Source organism: Vibrio sp. V15_P4S5T153 (assembly GCF_963874485.1).
Lineage (GTDB): Bacteria > Pseudomonadota > Gammaproteobacteria > Enterobacterales > Vibrionaceae > Vibrio > Vibrio anguillarum.
In genome coordinates this window covers 123851-140987 of the sequence record NZ_CAWNHR010000019.1, presented here as the reverse complement: position 1 = coordinate 140987, position 17137 = coordinate 123851, and the positions used below count along the sequence as shown (strand labels likewise).

The window sequence follows — 17137 nt, the reverse complement described above, 5'->3', positions numbered from 1 at the left end:
TCCTTTAAAGATTCTTTCCATCAGGTCGGTTTCTAGAACCGAATAAACTGATACTAAAGCAGACATCAAGTTGCTTAAAGTGATATATTCACAATTAGTTATTGCAATTTATGCAACGTGATGTGATTAACTTATGAACATTAAAAACCTGCAGATGTTTATCCATCTGTGTGAGAGTAAAAACTTCAGTAAGACCGCCGCCGCGATGCACATCAGCCCATCCGCGCTCAGCCGGCAGATCCAGAAGCTGGAAGAAGAAACTAGCCAAAGCTTATTTGTGCGTGATAATCGTAGCGTTGAGCTAACGCCAGCAGGCAGTAAACTGGTTCCTGTTGCACTCAAAATCATTACAGAGTGGCAGCAATATAACGTACAAATGAAAAACCAAAACAGCGTATTACAAGGTGAAATTCGTTTGTTTTGCTCAGTCACCGCCAGCTATAGCCACCTGCCTCAGTTACTGTCCGATTTTCGAGTTCGCCATCCGTATATTGAGTTCAAACTCTTGACTGGCGATCCTGCTCAAGCGATTGATAAGATTTTGAATGATGAAGCGGATATTGCCATTTCAGCCATGCCCGAACAGCTACCAGCTCGCGTTGAATTTGAAACGATTGGTGAAATACCCTTATCGGTGATCGCGCCGCTCGGGATCAGTAGCTTTATCGAACAACTGCAAAATGACACACCCGATTGGTCAGTTGTCCCTTTTATTGTTCCTGAAGCGGGAACGGCAAGAGATAGAGCCAATGCCTGGTTTAAACAAATGAAGATCAAACCCAATATTTACGCGCAGAGCTCAGGGCATGAAGCGATTGTCAGCATGGTCGCGCTCGGTTGCGGTATCGGCATTGCGCCGGATGTAGTGATCAACAATAGCCCGGTGAGAGATAAGATCCAGCGCCTTAAATTAGCGCCCGTGAAACCATTTCAGCTCGGTGTGTGCTGCAAACGCTCGCAGCTTGATAACCCATTAATCAAAGCATTGTGGGATGTTGCAGCGAATAAATACCTGACGCCATAACTCATCCCTCTTTTCAAAGAAAAAGCCACTGACAAGCAGTGGCTTTATGATTCATGGTAAGGGCGTTAAATTACCCGCGAAAATTGTTGCTGACGAGCACGAACACGCAAGTATTTATCAAAGCACATGCAGATGTTGCGGATCAACAACCGCCCGCGCAAAGTAACGCGGATCTCTTTTCCATCGACTTCCACTAACTCATCATCAATAAAAGTTTGTAGCAACTCAAGATCTTGCTTGAAGTAGTGATTAAACGTCACGTTAAACTGTGCTTCAATTTGGCTTTTATCCAATTTGAAATTGCAGATAAGCTGCTTGATCACTTCGCGACGAAGTAAGTCATCACTATCCAGTGCCACCCCTTTCCAGAGTGCATGACGTAACTCATTAACTTGCTCATAGTATTTTTTCAGCTCTTTTTGGTTCTGCGCATACGCATCCCCAATCATTGAAATGGCTGAGACACCAAAGCCAACTAAATCGCAGTTACCTTGCGTGGTATAACCTTGAAAGTTGCGATGTAAAACACCTTCACGCTGCGCAACGGCCAACTCATCATTGGGCAGAGCAAAATGGTCCATGCCAATGAACTGATAACCAGCACCCGTTAAGGTCGCGATCGTGTCTTGTAATATGGCCAGTTTTTCTTCCGCCGTAGGTAGATCTTCATCTTTAATCTTACGCTGCGCAGCAAATAGCTGCGGCATGTGCGCGTAGTTAAATACCGACAATCGACCCGGCTTCATCTCCAACACTTGCGCTAATGTTTTAGCAAAAGAGCCTTTAGTCTGCTTAGGCAAGCCGTATATGAGATCAAGGTTGGTTGAGCGAAAACCCAGTTGTTTAGCTCGTTCCGCCATAGCAAAAATAAAGGTTTCATCTTGCTCGCGGTTCACCAGCTTTTGCACTTCTTTGTTGAAATCTTGTACGCCGATGCTCAGGCGATTAAATCCTTCGCTGCGCAGGTGATCAAGCATCTCTAACTCGATTTCACGCGGATCAACTTCAATACTGATTTCTGCGTCATCTTCAAAGCGGAACTCACCACGCAAAATGGCCATTAAACGGCTAATTTGCAATTGAGTTAAAAAGGTTGGTGTGCCGCCACCGAAATGCAGTTGTGTGACTCTACGGCCATGCAGCAAAGAGGCTCGTTGGCGAATCTCATGTTCAAGCACATCCAAATAGTCGTCGGCTTTATGCGAATGACGGGTAATCACCTTGTTACAACCACAGTAGTAACAAAGTTTGTGACAAAACGGGATATGAATATAAAGCGAAAGTGGCCTGTCAGGGTATTGGGCACACGCCATATCATAATCGGCAATAGTAAATGCTTCATGGAATTCAAGTGCTGTAGGATAAGAGGTATAACGCGGGCCTGAATAGTTATACTTATCTAAAACAGCTTGATCCCATACGATCTGTTGGCTGGGTACGACTTGCGAAGACATGCTGTGCTTTCCGTTCGAAACTTTGACGGGCTATTTTGCCACATGACAATGATGGACGTCGGGTGACAAAACGAAATTTGTGTATAAATGTTCTAAACTGCTAACGCGATCACTCACTCGAAAGAGGCAGTCGAGCCATTACATCATTTGAATCGGAATTTGACTATTCAAAGGGGCAATGCGTTTTTGCAGAACTTTTAACTCTTCAACAATCGCATCCATTAAACGGGCCTCCGCCTTTTGGCGCACTAAGTTATGCTTCATTCGCTCTTGTTTAGCGAGTTGGCTGCGCTCTTCGCCACGCGGCATATCCTTCACTATATAATAAAGTTCGGAAATAGCGGGATACAAACTATCAAAGTCGATTCTCTGTTCGCCTTGAACATAATCCATAATGCAGTAGACACGGATGCTGATCTCGGAGAGATCACATTGGCCTTGAATCCCAGCCATGCAAAGCGTATTTACGCTATCAAAAATATTTGCATTGCGTTTTTCAATGGCCAATGTTTGATGTTGAAGCTGCAAATCCTTTTGCTTTTTCAGTTGCAGCAGAAGGTAACCAGCGTAAGACGCTAAGCCGAGAATAATGATTCCACCAGCAATGGCTAACAAGGTTACATTCATGGCACTTTCTATCCTTTTAAATCATTTAGGTCGAAGCCTTCAAAATCTGATAATAAATCATCATCTGAACGTGATTTTTTGGCACTACCGCCAGTCACGATTGGCTCGAAAACATCTTCTTGCTCTTCAGCATACAGACCAAGTTGCTTCATCAGTGCTTCAATACGATCGAGTTTCTCATCAACGTATTTTTGTAAGCCGGCACCTAGGTTTTCGCCATTATCAATACGATCGAGCAACACGTTCAATTGCGCATCATTTTCCAGCATTTCGAGCTCTTGCTCAGCCGACAAACGACGCTCTTGCTTGGTCATTTTCTTCGCTGGCTCAACCACCAGAGGAATTTTTTTCTTGCTGCCTAAACGTGGATCGCGCGCTTTAGCGGCTTCTCGCTGCTGCTGATCTGAACCATCGGAATGGCGGCTACCCGCTTTCAGACCTTTCTGTTTTTTAACTCGCTTACGCAAACGACCTTCAACATCTGCCTCACTGCGATTACGCGTGACAATCACGTCGCCTTCACCGGCTGAACCCGGCTTTCTCGATTTTTTACTACGGCTCATTACTGGGGTTTCCTCAGTAAAATTACATCATTACCAATAAATTCAAGTTCAAGCTCATCCCGCTTGGCCAAGTACTGGAAGGTTTCACGACTAAAAAAGATCACATGTGTGAGATCATTTTTGTAGTGCCACCCAGCAAACGCCTCCACGTCTTTGACTAGTTTGGTCATTAACCCAATCCAGCCTCCTGGCTTAACTAAATTTAACCATTGCTGCCAAACTTGGTGCGGCTTATGTAAATGCTCAATCACTTCAGTGGCAGTCATAAAATCATAGGTCGCCTGCAACACCTTTTCATCTGGATGAAAAAAGATATCGTATAACGACATTGTGTGCCCAGCCTCTTCCAACATAATGGATAAGGTTGGCCCCGGCCCACAACCAAAATCTAACCCGTTAGATGCCGGAGAAAGCCTCTCCAACATCGGCGCACAAACGCGTGACAAAAACTGGCGATAACCCCTATCCTGCGGGTTATTTTCATGCAAATCATAAAATGCTTTTTCCGCTTTTTCGTCAAGACGATGTTCAGGACTAACAAACACAAGTGCACAGTGTTGGCACTGCAGATAAGGGCGAACTTTATCGGCAAAATAAGGAACTATTTGTTCACTAAAACATAATGGGCAAATGTGCATGTAACATCCTCAAACAGGGATGCGCAACATACCAGAAAGTGGCATTAGAGTGGAGAGTCAGCGCGTATTTTTTCACCAGCTAGGCAAAAAAAGATAAAAAAAGCGATAGGTAAGCCGATCATTGAGCAAAAAATTACGTTTTCTTCAGCACAAAAGAAAACGCCCTAGCTCAGTGCTAAGGCGTTTTCAAACAACAGTGCTCGAACGGTGTAGGGTTTAGTGAAGGCCGCCAACGTATTTAGAAAGTATTTCGATGTCAGTGTCGCTGAGCTTTTTCGCGACATCACGCATCATGGCATTCATATCATTATTACGAGCGTCATCGCGGAATTTTTGCAGTTGAGCTTTGATGTAGTCAGCATGCTGACCAGAAATTTTAGGGAAACCTGAAAGCTCAGTACCATTACCACGTGGACCATGACACGCAATACAAGCGGTTAAACCACGCTCTGCATCACCTGCGCTATAAAGTGCTTTTCCTTTCACTGCAACGTCTTCAGGCGTTGAGTTCGCTGAAATAGTTTGTGATGCAAAATACGCTGCAAGATCAGCTATATCTTCGTCGCTAAGAGGCATCGCCATGGCACTCATTACGGGATCGTAACGACCTTGTTTGCCACCGCTTGTCATTCCCAGCTTGAGATCATGCAATTGCTTCTCTATGTATTTCTGATGCTGACCAGCAATTTTAGGATAGATTGTAAGTAGACTATTGCCATCAGCACTGTGACAGGCAACACACGTTTGGGATTTTGCTTTACCAGCTTCAATGCTGCCTTGGGCCCACACTGAGCAGCTGGCTAAAAGACTCAAGATTAGCGCTAATTTCTTCATGACATTCCATTTATAATTATCAAGCTTCCAGTACCACTTTGCAGTTGCTACTCACTCTCAGTGGCGACTCATGGTACAATAGGCGACCTTATGCCGAGCACGGTTATTTTACACAATTTCACAAAAAAGTAATCAATCGACTACACAAAGTCGAGATGGAGTTAACAGTGAGCGTAAAAATTCATTATCAAAACACGCATTTCATTACCAGTGCGCCTGACATTCGTCATCTACCTGATGATGAATGGATCGAAATTGCGTTTGCAGGACGCTCCAATGCAGGTAAGTCGAGTTCGTTGAATCGCTTAACGAATCAGAAGAGCTTGGCTAAAACCAGTAAAACTCCGGGTCGAACCCAACTGATCAACCTATTTAAAGTCACTGAAGGTTGTCATATTGTGGATTTACCGGGCTATGGTTTTGCTCAAGTTCCTTTGGAACTAAAGAAAAAATGGCAAAAATCATTAGGTGAGTACCTACAAAAGCGCAAGAGCTTAAAAGGGCTGGTTGTGCTAATGGACATTCGCCATCCGATGAAAGATCTCGACCAACAATTGATTTCTTGGGCTGTCGATTGCTACATCCCAGTACTAGTACTACTGACTAAAGCGGACAAGCTAAAAAGTGGCGCACGTAAAGCTCAAGTGTTAAAAATTCGTGAAGAGGCACGCTCTTTTGGCGGCGATGTCACTGTCGATGCTTTTTCATCATTGAAAGGCTTAGGCGTCGATGTGCTGCGTAACAAATTGGATACGTGGTTTGCACCCGCACTCGCACATTTAGCCGAGCAAGAAACAGTGGAAGAGATGGATGAGTGTGACTCAACTCACTTAGAAGAGATAGAAGAGAATCCAGACCATTCTGAAGAACACTAAACATCGTGACTCCAACAGAGCCCTACCTAATCGTGGGGCTTTTTTATAGGCTTTAAATCCAAATGCGAACGGCAAAGAGAAAAATCCCCACCATCCTGGTGGGGCAACGGGAGAGAAGTAGGAGGTAATTTATTATTGTTTTGCTAAGCATTCCTTAATCCCTCCAACTTTTCAATAGGTCAAAGAGTCATCAATTCACTCACCCACAGAACACTCCTCTGGCTCACCGCAATAAAATCAACATAACATAATGAATATTAATGAGATTTAAACATGTTCTTTGTGTTTGAGGCGAACTTGATTTCTCATTAGAAATAATCAAAGTGTGACTGTTAGCCAGTTACAGAATTGGGTGTTTATAAAAGAAATAAAGTAACTACTCAGCAATAGAATAGTGTGTTTGTATCACCTAAATTCTCGTAAAAAAACAGTGATGAATATTTTCTTTGGCCCAATAAAAAACGCCCCAGTCAAATACTGACTGGGGCGGCTGAATCAGCCTAATCCAATAACGTGAAACAAAAGGTCTGAAAGATAGAACATCTTACCTCTGTACCCTACGAGAGTTAATGTATAACAAATGGTCAGAAATGAAAACTATTTTTGTAGTTTTTTTTCATTAAAATTTTATTAAACAACACAAAGTTTAAAATCAAGAACACTTGTTTCTAGGCCATAAAAAAGCCGACATTTGTGCGTCGGCTCATATAAATTAGCTAATTCTGCTTAAAAAACAACTAATGCGCCTGATCCCAGTTGTCTCCATGACCAGTATCCGCGACCAATGGCACCGCTAGCGTTGCCGCTGATTCCATCAATTGTTGTACTTTACTTTCAATTTCGGCTAAAGCCGTCTCTTGCACCTCAAACACCAGTTCATCGTGCACTTGCATCAAGAGTTTAACGCGTCCCTGTCCATGCTCCTCAATCCAAGCATCGACTAATAGCATCGCTTTTTTGATGATATCCGCAGCCGTACCTTGCATTGGAGCATTGATCGCGGCACGTTCAGCGGCTTTGCGGCGCATCCCATTACGCGATTTAATTTCAGGCAGATGCAAACGGCGACCAAATAAAGTTTCAACATAGCCAAGTTCACTAGCCGTAGAGCGTGTATCTTCCATGTATTGCATCACGCCAGGATAACGCTCAAAGTATTTATCCATATATTCTTGGGCTTCATAACGAGGAATGCCGAGCTGCTTGGCTAAACCAAAGGCGCTCATCCCGTAAATCAAACCAAAGTTAACCGCTTTCGCACGGCGACGCTGCTCACTGCTGACTTGCTCAATACTCACTCCAAGAATTTCAGCCGCGGTCGCTGCATGGATATCTTTCCCTTGCTGGAATGCTTCAAGCAGCGCTTTATCGCCGGACAAATGCGCCATAATGCGTAACTCAATTTGCGAGTAATCGATGGCCAGAATTTTCCAGCCATGAGGAGCGATAAAGGCTTGACGGATCCGGCGTCCTTCTTCGTTACGGATCGGAATGTTTTGCAAATTTGGATCGGTTGAAGACAAACGACCAGTGGCGGTTACAGCTTGGTGATACGAGGTATGCACTCGCCCTGTGGTTGGGTTGATCATTTTAGGCAGTTTATCGGTATAGGTTGATTTCAACTTAGCTAAACCACGATGTTCAATGATTACTTTAGGCAGAGGATAACCGTCGAGTGCCAACTCTTGCAGTACTTCTTCATTGGTGGAAGGTGTACCTGTTGGCGTTTTCTTAATCACCGGTAGCCCCATCTGTTCAAACAAAATGGTTTGCAGCTGTTTTGGTGAGCTTAGGTTGAAAGGTTGACCCGCGATATCAAACGCTTGCTGTTCTAGTTGCTCTAAACGAGCAGCGATTTCATGCGATTGCGCGCCAAGCAACATATCATCGATCATCACGCCTGTGCGTTCCATACGTGACAACACGGGAACAAGAGGTACTTCTATCTGTTGGTAGATGCGATTGAGCTTCTCATCTTGCTCAATATGACTCATCAAACGGTGATGAAGTCGCAACGTCACATCAGCATCTTCCGCAGCGTACGGTGCCGCTTGCTCAAGTTCGATTTGGTTGAAGGTCAGCTGGTTTTTACCTTTGCCCGCCACCTGTTCAAATGAAATACAGCTGTGTTGCAAGAATCGTAGCGCCAAACTGTCCATATCATGTTTGCCACCGACGCTGTTGTACACATAAGATGCGAGCATCGTATCGTGCTTGATGCCTTTCATATTGATACCGTAACGCGCAACAATGCTGGCATCGTATTTGAGGTTCTGCCCCACTTTGGCTTGGCTTTCATCTTCTAAAATGGGTTTAAGTTGGGCGAGTACCCAATCACGGTCCAGTTGCTTTGGTGCGTCAAGATAGTCATGCGCAACAGGAACATACGCTGCAACGCCCTCTTCGATTGCAAAAGAGAGGCCAACTAAATTCGCTACCATATAATCGAGGCTGTCGGTTTCCGTATCAAACGCAAACACTTCTGCCGCTTTCAGTTTTTCTAACCAAGCATTAAACGTCTCTTCATCTAAAATGGTTTGATATTGGCTGCGATCAATCGTGGCGGCGGTTGTATCCATCTCCTTTGATTGTGAAGAAGAAGTGTTTACCGCACCCACTTTTTCATCAGCGTCAATCACCCCATTACCACCATCCAGCAATTCTGTTAACCAAGATTTAAACGTGAGCTGACCATAAAGCTTAATCAACTCATCAATATTGGGCTGGGTTTTGCACAAGGTCTCTGGTTTCTCTTCCAAAGCGACATCCAGCTTGATGGTGGCCAATTGGTAAGAGAGAAATGCGTTTTCACGGTTATCCGCCAGTTTTTGCGCCATAGTTTTAGAACCACGGAAGCCCAGTAGCGCAATTTTTTCGAGGTTATCGTAAATTTGCTCTAGGCTGCCAATGCCTTGCAGCAACGCAATCGCCGTTTTCTCACCGACACCCGGTACACCAGGAATGTTATCGACTTTATCGCCCATCAAAGCCAGATAGTCGATGATAAGCTCGGGAGGGATACCGAATTTTTCAATCACCCCTTCACGGTCAAGTACCACATTCGTCATGGTATTGATCAAGGTGACATTCTCATCCACCAGCTGTGCCATGTCTTTATCACCAGTGCTGATCAGCACTGGCATGCCTGCTTGCGATGCTTGAGAGGCTAGCGTACCAATCACGTCATCGGCTTCGACACCTTCAATCGATATCAGCGGTAGCCCCATCGCACGGATAACATTGTGCAACGGCTCAATCTGACAACGTAGATCATCAGGCATTGGTGGACGGTTAGCTTTGTATTGTGGGTACATATCATCGCGGAAGGTTTTTCCTTTCGCGTCAAAAATAACCACCATACGCTCAGCGGAAAACTGGCGCATCATGCTACGGAGCATATTGACCACGCCATAGACAGCATTAGTTGGAATTTCGCCATTACTCATGGTGCCTGGGTAGGCATGAAATGCACGGTAAAGGTAAGAAGAGCCATCAATCAGAATGAACGGGTTGTCAGGTATGCGAGCCATAGTCTTTTGCAATCCAAAGCGAGTACGAAATGTAGTGGCTAAGGATGCCATGACTGTCTTGAGGATTCCACGCCAATGCACCTTGAGCAACGAAACATTTTGCTGATTTGTCCACCACCGCAAATGACATGCTGTGGATAACTCTGTTCATAGTTTTTATCCACTGGTTATTAAACAGTGATTAACGAGGAAAACAATATCACTAACTTATTGTTTATAAATGAATAAAACAAAGATCGAACATTCCTGTCATGATCTTTTTACGATCATTGATTGTGGAAAAGACTATCGATGGCCTTTTATTCACAACAAAAGCATCCTCTTGAAAATGAGCGATAAAAAAAGCGACACCCGAGGATGTCGCCTAGCAAAAACAGGTAAAACTAAGTGAAGTGATTCATTCAGCCTTACGATAAAGCTATAAATTACACTGGAAGCAATGTGAGCAATGTCGTGTCAAAAAGAACTTGCGCAAGTTCGTCGCCAATTTGTCTTGTTACTTTTAACACCTAGCAATTCGTTAATCGTAAACTCGACGTCCTTGTGAACTTCGCCATTCCCTAAGACAGGGTTAATAATAATGATTATCATTTAATTATCAACCCCTAAATGAGAAAAAATCTCATTTATTTTCTAATCATGCTAAAAACACCTACCCATCTATTTCATGAAATCTTTTTTTAATTGATTTTCAAATAGATAGAAAAACTCGCTCCCCAGACTAAATTCACAACTTAGTTATCTTGATGTAAATATTGTGCCGTTTTGGCGTTATCTTCTGCCAGCCACTGCGCAACGTCTTTAGCAAAATAGGTTAAAATGCCGTCTGCCCCAGCGCGTTTAAAGCACAATAATGACTCCATTACGGTTTCACGTTCTTTGAGCCAACCATTTAAAATGGCCGCTTTATGCATCGCATATTCGCCAGACACTTGATACGCAAACGTAGGAACTTGTAATTCGGATTTCACGCGGCGCACCACATCAAGGTATGGCATGCCGGGCTTCACCATCACCATGTCAGCCCCTTCATTGATATCCATCGCCACTTCGTGAATGGCTTCATCGCTGTTGGCCGGATCCATCTGATAGTTTTTCTTGTCTCCCCCTTTCAGGTTCGAAGAGGAACCAACCGCATCGCGGAATGGGCCGTAATAACATGACGCGTATTTCGCAGAGTAAGCCATGATCTGTGTATGAATAAAACCCGCCTCTTCAAGCGCTTCGCGGATCTTACCAATTCGTCCATCCATCATATCGGAAGGGGCAACCACATCGGCACCGGCTGCAGCGTGAGACAGCGCTTGTTTGATCAACACCTCGGTGGTCTCATCATTCATCACATAGCCACTGTCATCGATGATGCCATCTTGGCCATGGGTCGTGAAAGGATCCAGCGCGACGTCGGTAATGACACCCATTTGTGGTATATGCTCTTTTAATAATTTCACCGCACGTTGCACTAAGCCATCAGGATTATGTGCTTCAGCAGCACACAAACTTTTAGCATCTTGATTAACCACTGGAAAAAGTGCGATGGCTGGCACGCCGAGATTAGCCAAATACAGCGCTTCTTCGAGCATTAAGTCGATAGAGAGACGCTCAATACCGGGCATAGACTCCACTGGCTCGCGGCGATCTTTACCCATCAAAATAAACATGGGATAAATTAAATCATTAACCGATAACTGATTCTCAGCCATCAAACGGCGGCTAAAATCATGCTTGCGTAAGCGACGCATGCGACGCCCTGGGAACTGACCTTGAATGGATACTGACACTCTCTTCTCCTTGTTTATACGCGGTGTGAGAAAGCATTCTTTCTTCACTACCGCTATCGCTCAAGTGTGGCGAAATCATATCACTCTCGCTTTTTGACGCTAGCGCCAATCGACAAAAATCAGAAAAATGACCTCAGGCTCACACTTCCGTATACTGTTCTCCCACTCTCTGTTTATCGAGACACACCATGATTGACACTCACGCTCACATTTATGCCGCTGAATTTGATCACGATCGAGATGAGGTAGTACAACGCGCTAAAGCGCAAGGCATTGAGGCTATTTTGTTGCCCAATATCGATCTTGCCTCCATTGAGCCTATGCTTAAAACAGAAGCGGCTTACCCTGAACTTTGCCGATCGATGATGGGGCTGCACCCATGCTATGTAGATGGAAATGTGAAGCAAACGCTAGCGGTTATCGAATCTTGGCTCGATAAACACCCTTTTATCGCCATTGGTGAAATTGGCATTGATCTGTATTGGGACAAAACCTTTCAGGCCGAACAAGAGATGGCTTTCGTCACTCAACTTAATTGGGCCAAAGAACGCGATTTGCCTGTTGTCATCCACACCCGTGATTCCATCACTCAAACTCTACAACTGCTGAAAAAAGAGCAAGATAGCTCACTTAGCGGTGTATTCCACTGTTTTGGCGGCACGCTTGAAGAAGCTAAAGCCATTAATGAGCTAGGGTTTCATCTTGGGATTGGTGGTGTATCAACGTTTAAAAATGGTGGTATGGATAAAGTATTACCGCATCTCGATATGAACTTTGTTCTGCTAGAAACGGATTGCCCCTATTTAGCCCCTGTCCCTCACAGAGGTAAGCGCAACGAACCAGCTTACACAACGCTAGTTGCCAAACGCATCGCAGAACTCACCGAACTCTCGTTGGTTGAAGTGAATAACATTACAAACACTAATGCTAACTTACTGTTTAAATTATAATTTATAGAACTATAGATAGAATGACACACACATAAGCGTGATCTATATCACAAAAATAATCACACAAACACTATAGTATGCGGCAAAATTTTAATACATAAACGTGGCTAATATGTGTGAACATGGTAATCACTTACAACGTCAACATCGAACCTTCTGGCAAAAACTTCTGGGCATCAAGGAAGTCTATCGATGCTCTCAGTGCGGTTATCTTTTGAAGATTAAATAGTCCACTATCATAGCATAGGTACAAAAAAGCGGCTATTCGCCGCTTTTTTCATGTATTAATGACTTTCATCTTCCGGCTCTTCCTCATCTTTGCGCACATAAAAACGAGCAAAGAAAAGTCCAACCTCAAACAATAAACACATCGGAATGGCGAGCAAGGTTTGCGACACCATATCAGGCGGCGTCAGTAACATACCCACCACAAATGCCCCAACCACGATATAAGGCCTTTTCTCACTCAAGGTTTTCGGCGTCGTCGCCCCCGTCCAACACAGTAAAATGATGGCGACGGGAACCTCAAAGGCGATACCAAAAGCGAAAAAGAGCGCAAGCACAAAATCGAGATAACTGGCAATGTCCGTTGCAAACTCAACACCGCCTAAAGAGATGGCGGTAAAAAAGCCAAACACCAGTGGAAATACCACAAAGTACGCAAACGCCACACCGCAATAGAACAACAATGAGCTTGAAAACATCAATGGCATGACTAAACGGCGTTCATGCTTATACAAACCTGGAGCGACAAAGGCCCAGATTTGATAAAGGATAAAAGGCACCGCGAGAAAAGCGGACGCGATTAAAGTAAGTTTGAGTGGCGTGAAAAAGGGCGAGGCAACATCGGTCGCAATCATCGTCGCCCCTTCAGGCAAACGCTCAACCAATGGTTTGGAGACAAAATCGTAGATGTCGCTAGAGAAATAGACTAAGCCGATAAAAATCACGATCACCGCAGCTATTGAACGCAATAAACGATCGCGTAGCTCTAGCAAGTGACTGATTAAAGGCTGTGTCTGCTCAACGGAAGACATATCGAACCTCGTATAAATAGAGCATAAGAGGAGGAGTTACAGTGGTAGCAATAACTCCTCCTACAGAGATGAGTCGGCTTTCTTATCGGCCGTTTCAGGCGACGAAATCGTTGTAGCGGGAATCACTTCAACGCTTTGTTCATCGTGCTCTGTTTTTGTTTCAGAGGGCGATGAGTTCGCATAAGGGCGTTGTACATCTTGCGCAGCCTGCTTGAGCTGATCCACAGAAGATTTCAGCTCTGGAGATAAATTTTCCATCCCCATTTGCTCTGCTTTACGCAAGTTTTCTTGCAGCTCTTGAATTTTGAGCTCATGTGCTAATTCATCTTTGACACTGTTCGCCATGTTCTTTGCCGTGCTAACAAATTTTGCCACACTGCGAATAGCATGAGGTAAACGCTCAGGGCCAAGAACGACCAACGCGACAACCGATATTAATACCAGCTCCCAAAAACCGATATCAAACACGTGTTAGGCCTGCTCTTTATCTTTTTTAGTCTCGGCAGTCGCTTCTGTCTTCTGCTGCTCTATATTTTTAGGTTCAAAATCTGCGTCTTTCTTGGCAGGCTCTTCATCGCTCATCGCCTTTTTGAACCCCTTAACCGCACCACCGAGATCGCTACCGATGCCACGCAGTTTCTTGGTTCCAAATAGTAATACAACAATCACGGCAATAATTAGAAGTTGCCAAATACTGATACCACCCATTCTCTACACCTCAGGAATTTCTCAACAAATTGATTTCAAATAAAAGACCGCTTAACGACGGTAAGCACTCCAACTGAGTAGCCAAAATACAACACCTGCAATTGCACTGGTTATTGCAAACGGCTGATAAGCACTGGTCACTAATATCGCCGAGCATACGACCAAAGTGGCGCCAATACCAAATAAAAACTTTCCTGTTGCCTGTTGACGCTTACTGGCTCGATAACCTTGGTACAACTGATCCAACCTTTGGTTCATTGCTTTACCTTGTTTGAGGCTATCGTAAAGCAGCTCTGGCAATTCAGGTAATTTTTCAGCCCAAAGCGGAGCTCGCTCTTTTACTGCACGGATAAACGCTTGCGGCCCAACTTGGTTCATCATCCATTTTTCTAAAAATGGTTTAGCGGTTTGCCACAAATCCAATTGAGGATAAAGCTGACGCCCTAACCCTTCGACATACAATAGCGTTTTTTGCAACAAGACCAATTGCGGCTGCACTTCCATATTGAAGCGACGAGCCGTGTTAAACAAGTTTAGCAACACGTGACCAAATGAGATTTCGCACAATGGCTTGGCAAAAATTGGCTCACAGACCACGCGAATAGCAAACTCAAATTCATCGATGTTGGTTTCACGTGGAACCCAACCAGAATCAACGTGCAATTGTGCCACTCGGCGGTAATCTCGGTTGAAAAAAGCTAAGAAGTTTTCGGCTAAATAACGTTTATCTTCACTGTTTAAGGTACCGACAATACCACAATCTAAGCCAATCCATTGTGGATTGTCAGGATGCGCGGGATTAACAAAGACATTACCCGGGTGCATATCGGCATGGAAAAAACTGTCGCGGAACACTTGGGTAAAGAATACGCTCACCCCGCGTTCAGCAAGCAACTTCATATTAGTACCGTTGGCCGCTAAACCTTCAATATCAGAAACTTGAATGCCGTATATTCGCTCAGAAACCATGACAGTTTCATTACTAAAGTCAGGAATTATCTCTGGAATGTATAACTCTTCACTATTTTCAAAGTTACGACGCAGTTGAATGGCGTTGGCTGCTTCTCGGCGTAGGTCGAGTTCAGCAAGCAGAGTTTTTTCGTATTCACGTACCACTTCAACGGGCTTCAGTCGCCTTGCTTCAGGTAATGCTTTGGCAACAATTTTCGCCATGCGATACATGAGTTTGATATCGGCATCAATCACTGGCCGAATATCTGGCCGAATCACCTTGAGTACGATTTCCCGGCCAGATGATTTGAGTTTGGCGGTATGGACTTGAGCAATCGACGCCGAAGCAAGTGGTTCAATATCAAATTCATCAAACCAAGTTTCTAAAGCGCCGCCCAACGCTTTTTCCATCTGAGTTTTAGCAAGTACACCATCAAACGGAGCGACTTTATCTTGCAGTAACGCAAGTTGGTCTGCGATGTGCGGTGGAAACAGGTCACGCCGCGTTGACATCATCTGACCAAACTTAATCCACACTGGGCCAAGCTCTTGCAAGGCTAAGCGCAAGCGCTCACCTAGTGGTTTGTTCGCATGCTGATTTTTAATCCAGAACAATCCTTTACGCGCTAATATTGGCGCTTTAGTGAGTTGATGTTCTGGCAACAATTCATCTAGACCATATTCCAATTGTACCTTGATAATTCGGTACAACCGCTTGAGTTCAGTTGGCGTCATGCTTGCTCCAACAAGTGTTGAATTTTGGCTTCGATACGCGCCGCTTGGCTATTGAGATCATCCACTTGGTCACAAAAATAGGCCACCTCGAGCGAGCTAGGTAATAAACGCCACTCTTCCGTTAACACTTGGCTGAGGTGGTTTTGATGCTTGCTTCGTTGTGATTGCAGCGCTTGGCCTATGTCTTTCACACCCTGCACTAAAGCGTGAGCCAGCACATCACCCGTCAGGCGTGACAACCACTCTTCAACATCCGGCTTGCAATCGGTGATCAACTGGGCAAATTTTTGCGCCAGTTGAATATCGCCCTCCAGCACCAACTTATCTTGTTTGATCAGTTGGGTGATGTTCGCTTGCTCGCGTAGCTCGGGCAAAATGGAAACATTGAGCGACAGGTAGCAATTCGACTCGCCTTCGTAAGCCGCTAACACATCAATTTGCTGGCTAAAAATGAAGGTCAGCGTTTTATTGAACTCTTTGAGATGCACTTGGATGACTTGCCCTTTCAGGCGTGATAATCGGCGCACCAACTCAGGATCGTCTTGAATTAAGGTGTTGAGTGTGGTCTCAATCGCGGCGGTAACTAAAGGCTCAAACGGCATGCCCAATCCTTAGAATTTGTAACCACGGTGCAGCGCAACAATACCGCCCGTTAAGTTGTAGTAACTCGTTTGCTCAAAACCCACCTGATCCATCATCCCTTTTAAGGTTTCTTGATCGGGATGCATGCGGATAGATTCCGCAAGATAGCGGTAGCTGTCGGCATCATTGGCAATGATTTGGCCCATTTTCGGCAATAGATGGAACGAATACGCATCGTATACTTTGGATAATGGCTCAAGCACTGGCTTGGAGAACTCAAGTACCAACAAACGGCCACCCGGTTTTAAAACGCGGAACATCGAGCTCAGCGCTTTATCTTTATCGGTTACATTGCGCAGGCAAAAACTGATGGTAATGCAGTCAAAATAGTTATCAGGAAAAGGCAGTTCTTCGGCATTGGCTTGCACGTAATGTACGTTGCCCACTACACCTTTATCACGCAATTTATCGCGTCCAACATTGAGCATCGAGTTGTTGATATCAGCCAGAATAACATGACCTTTTTCGCCCACAATGCGTGAAAATTTGGCGGTTAGATCGCCCGTACCACCACCAAGATCCAAAATACGTTGGCCCGGGCGAGCGTCACTGCAATCAATGGTAAAACGCTTCCATAAGCGATGAATGCCACCAGACATCAGGTCATTCATCATGTCGTATTTGGCCGCAACCGAGTGAAAAACTTGCGCGACTTTGGCGACTTTTTCTTCTTTCGCTACGGTTTCAAAACCAAAGTGAGTGGTATTTTGTGTCTCTAATGCTGTTTTTGATTGCACGCTGGTATCCGTCATGAAGGTTCCTCTTGGGCAGCACTGTGTTGTTAAAGG

General features: G+C 44.6%; 18 protein-coding genes. 3 read left to right on the top strand and 15 right to left on the bottom strand.

The window, feature by feature from the left end:
* Nucleotides 1–133 precede the first annotated feature (133 nt).
* Entirely contained in the window at nt 134–1024 is an 891-nt protein-coding gene (gene ilvY / locus AACT42_RS19255; RefSeq protein ID WP_094133999.1) for an HTH-type transcriptional activator IlvY, read from the top strand.
* 65 nt (nt 1025–1089) lie between these two features.
* Here the strand turns inward: ilvY and hemN are convergent, their stop codons facing one another.
* The 5 genes from hemN to AACT42_RS19230 all read right to left on the bottom strand — a co-directional run bounded on the left by hemN (nt 1090) and on the right by AACT42_RS19230 (nt 5140).
* On the bottom strand, nt 1090–2478 hold the full coding sequence (hemN, locus tag AACT42_RS19250) for an oxygen-independent coproporphyrinogen III oxidase (protein WP_094134000.1): 1389 nt from the start codon (nt 2476–2478) through the stop codon (nt 1090–1092).
* Nucleotides 2479–2616: 138 nt separating this feature from the next.
* Nucleotides 2617–3105, bottom strand: a complete 489-nt coding sequence (locus AACT42_RS19245; protein ID WP_094134001.1) for a DUF2489 domain-containing protein — start codon at nt 3103–3105, stop codon at nt 2617–2619.
* Between the two features lie 8 nt (nt 3106–3113).
* Complete coding sequence (gene yihI, locus AACT42_RS19240; protein WP_013855646.1) at nt 3114–3668, bottom strand: Der GTPase-activating protein YihI; 555 nt, start codon at nt 3666–3668, stop codon at nt 3114–3116.
* Nucleotides 3668–4306 carry a class I SAM-dependent methyltransferase gene (locus tag AACT42_RS19235; protein WP_013855645.1) on the bottom strand — a complete coding sequence of 213 codons (639 nt, stop codon included), beginning with the start codon at nt 4304–4306 and terminating at the stop codon, nt 3668–3670. Before AACT42_RS19235 ends, yihI begins: the two co-directional genes overlap by 1 nt.
* Nucleotides 4307–4522: 216 nt before the next feature.
* Complete coding sequence (locus tag AACT42_RS19230) at nt 4523–5140, bottom strand: c-type cytochrome (RefSeq protein ID WP_064626071.1); 618 nt, start codon at nt 5138–5140, stop codon at nt 4523–4525.
* Between the two features lie 167 nt (nt 5141–5307).
* On the opposite strand from AACT42_RS19230, the gene yihA reads away from it, so the two are divergent.
* A complete protein-coding gene (yihA, locus tag AACT42_RS19225) occupies nt 5308–6015 on the top strand; it encodes a ribosome biogenesis GTP-binding protein YihA/YsxC (protein WP_094134002.1) in 708 nt (235 codons plus the stop codon).
* A gap of 495 nt (nt 6016–6510) precedes the next feature.
* Here yihA and AACT42_RS24850 read toward each other — a convergent pair whose 3' ends face one another.
* The 4 genes from AACT42_RS24850 to hemB all read right to left on the bottom strand — a co-directional run bounded on the left by AACT42_RS24850 (nt 6511) and on the right by hemB (nt 11326).
* Nucleotides 6511–6558, bottom strand: coding sequence for a hypothetical protein (locus AACT42_RS24850; protein ID WP_438356636.1), 48 nt, complete (start codon nt 6556–6558; stop codon nt 6511–6513).
* A gap of 194 nt (nt 6559–6752) precedes the next feature.
* Complete coding sequence (gene polA / locus AACT42_RS19220; protein WP_094134003.1) at nt 6753–9545, bottom strand: DNA polymerase I; 2793 nt, start codon at nt 9543–9545, stop codon at nt 6753–6755.
* Entirely contained in the window at nt 9529–9696 is a 168-nt protein-coding gene (locus AACT42_RS19215; protein ID WP_161441938.1) for a hypothetical protein, read from the bottom strand. The genes polA and AACT42_RS19215 overlap by 17 nt, the downstream gene beginning before the upstream one ends.
* Before the next feature lie 583 nt (nt 9697–10279).
* Nucleotides 10280–11326: a porphobilinogen synthase gene (hemB, locus tag AACT42_RS19210; protein ID WP_094133379.1), complete on the bottom strand. Its 1047-nt coding sequence runs from the start codon at nt 11324–11326 to the stop codon at nt 10280–10282.
* Nucleotides 11327–11514: 188 nt separating this feature from the next.
* Between hemB and AACT42_RS19205 the strand changes: the two genes are divergently transcribed.
* Nucleotides 11515–12276, top strand: a complete 762-nt coding sequence (locus AACT42_RS19205; RefSeq protein ID WP_094133380.1) for a TatD family hydrolase — start codon at nt 11515–11517, stop codon at nt 12274–12276.
* A gap of 284 nt (nt 12277–12560) precedes the next feature.
* Here the strand turns inward: AACT42_RS19205 and tatC are convergent, their stop codons facing one another.
* Genes tatC through ubiE form a run of 6 tightly spaced genes read right to left on the bottom strand, consistent with a single transcriptional unit; the run spans nt 12561 to nt 17101 of the window.
* Entirely contained in the window at nt 12561–13313 is a 753-nt protein-coding gene (tatC, locus tag AACT42_RS19200) for a twin-arginine translocase subunit TatC (protein WP_010319843.1), read from the bottom strand.
* 60 nt (nt 13314–13373) lie between these two features.
* Nucleotides 13374–13781 (bottom strand): Sec-independent protein translocase protein TatB, encoded by a 408-nt coding sequence (gene tatB, locus AACT42_RS19195; protein WP_013855639.1) that lies wholly within the window; start codon nt 13779–13781, stop codon nt 13374–13376.
* Between the two features lie 3 nt (nt 13782–13784).
* Complete coding sequence (gene tatA / locus AACT42_RS19190; RefSeq protein ID WP_010319841.1) at nt 13785–14021, bottom strand: Sec-independent protein translocase subunit TatA; 237 nt, start codon at nt 14019–14021, stop codon at nt 13785–13787.
* A gap of 51 nt (nt 14022–14072) precedes the next feature.
* Nucleotides 14073–15707: a ubiquinone biosynthesis regulatory protein kinase UbiB gene (gene ubiB, locus AACT42_RS19185; protein ID WP_094133381.1), complete on the bottom strand. Its 1635-nt coding sequence runs from the start codon at nt 15705–15707 to the stop codon at nt 14073–14075.
* Nucleotides 15704–16309 (bottom strand): ubiquinone biosynthesis accessory factor UbiJ, encoded by a 606-nt coding sequence (locus tag AACT42_RS19180; protein ID WP_047690304.1) that lies wholly within the window; start codon nt 16307–16309, stop codon nt 15704–15706. The genes ubiB and AACT42_RS19180 overlap by 4 nt, the downstream gene beginning before the upstream one ends.
* 9 nt (nt 16310–16318) lie before the next feature.
* Nucleotides 16319–17101, bottom strand: coding sequence for a bifunctional demethylmenaquinone methyltransferase/2-methoxy-6-polyprenyl-1,4-benzoquinol methylase UbiE (ubiE, locus tag AACT42_RS19175; protein ID WP_094133382.1), 783 nt, complete (start codon nt 17099–17101; stop codon nt 16319–16321).
* Nucleotides 17102–17137 lie beyond the last annotated feature (36 nt).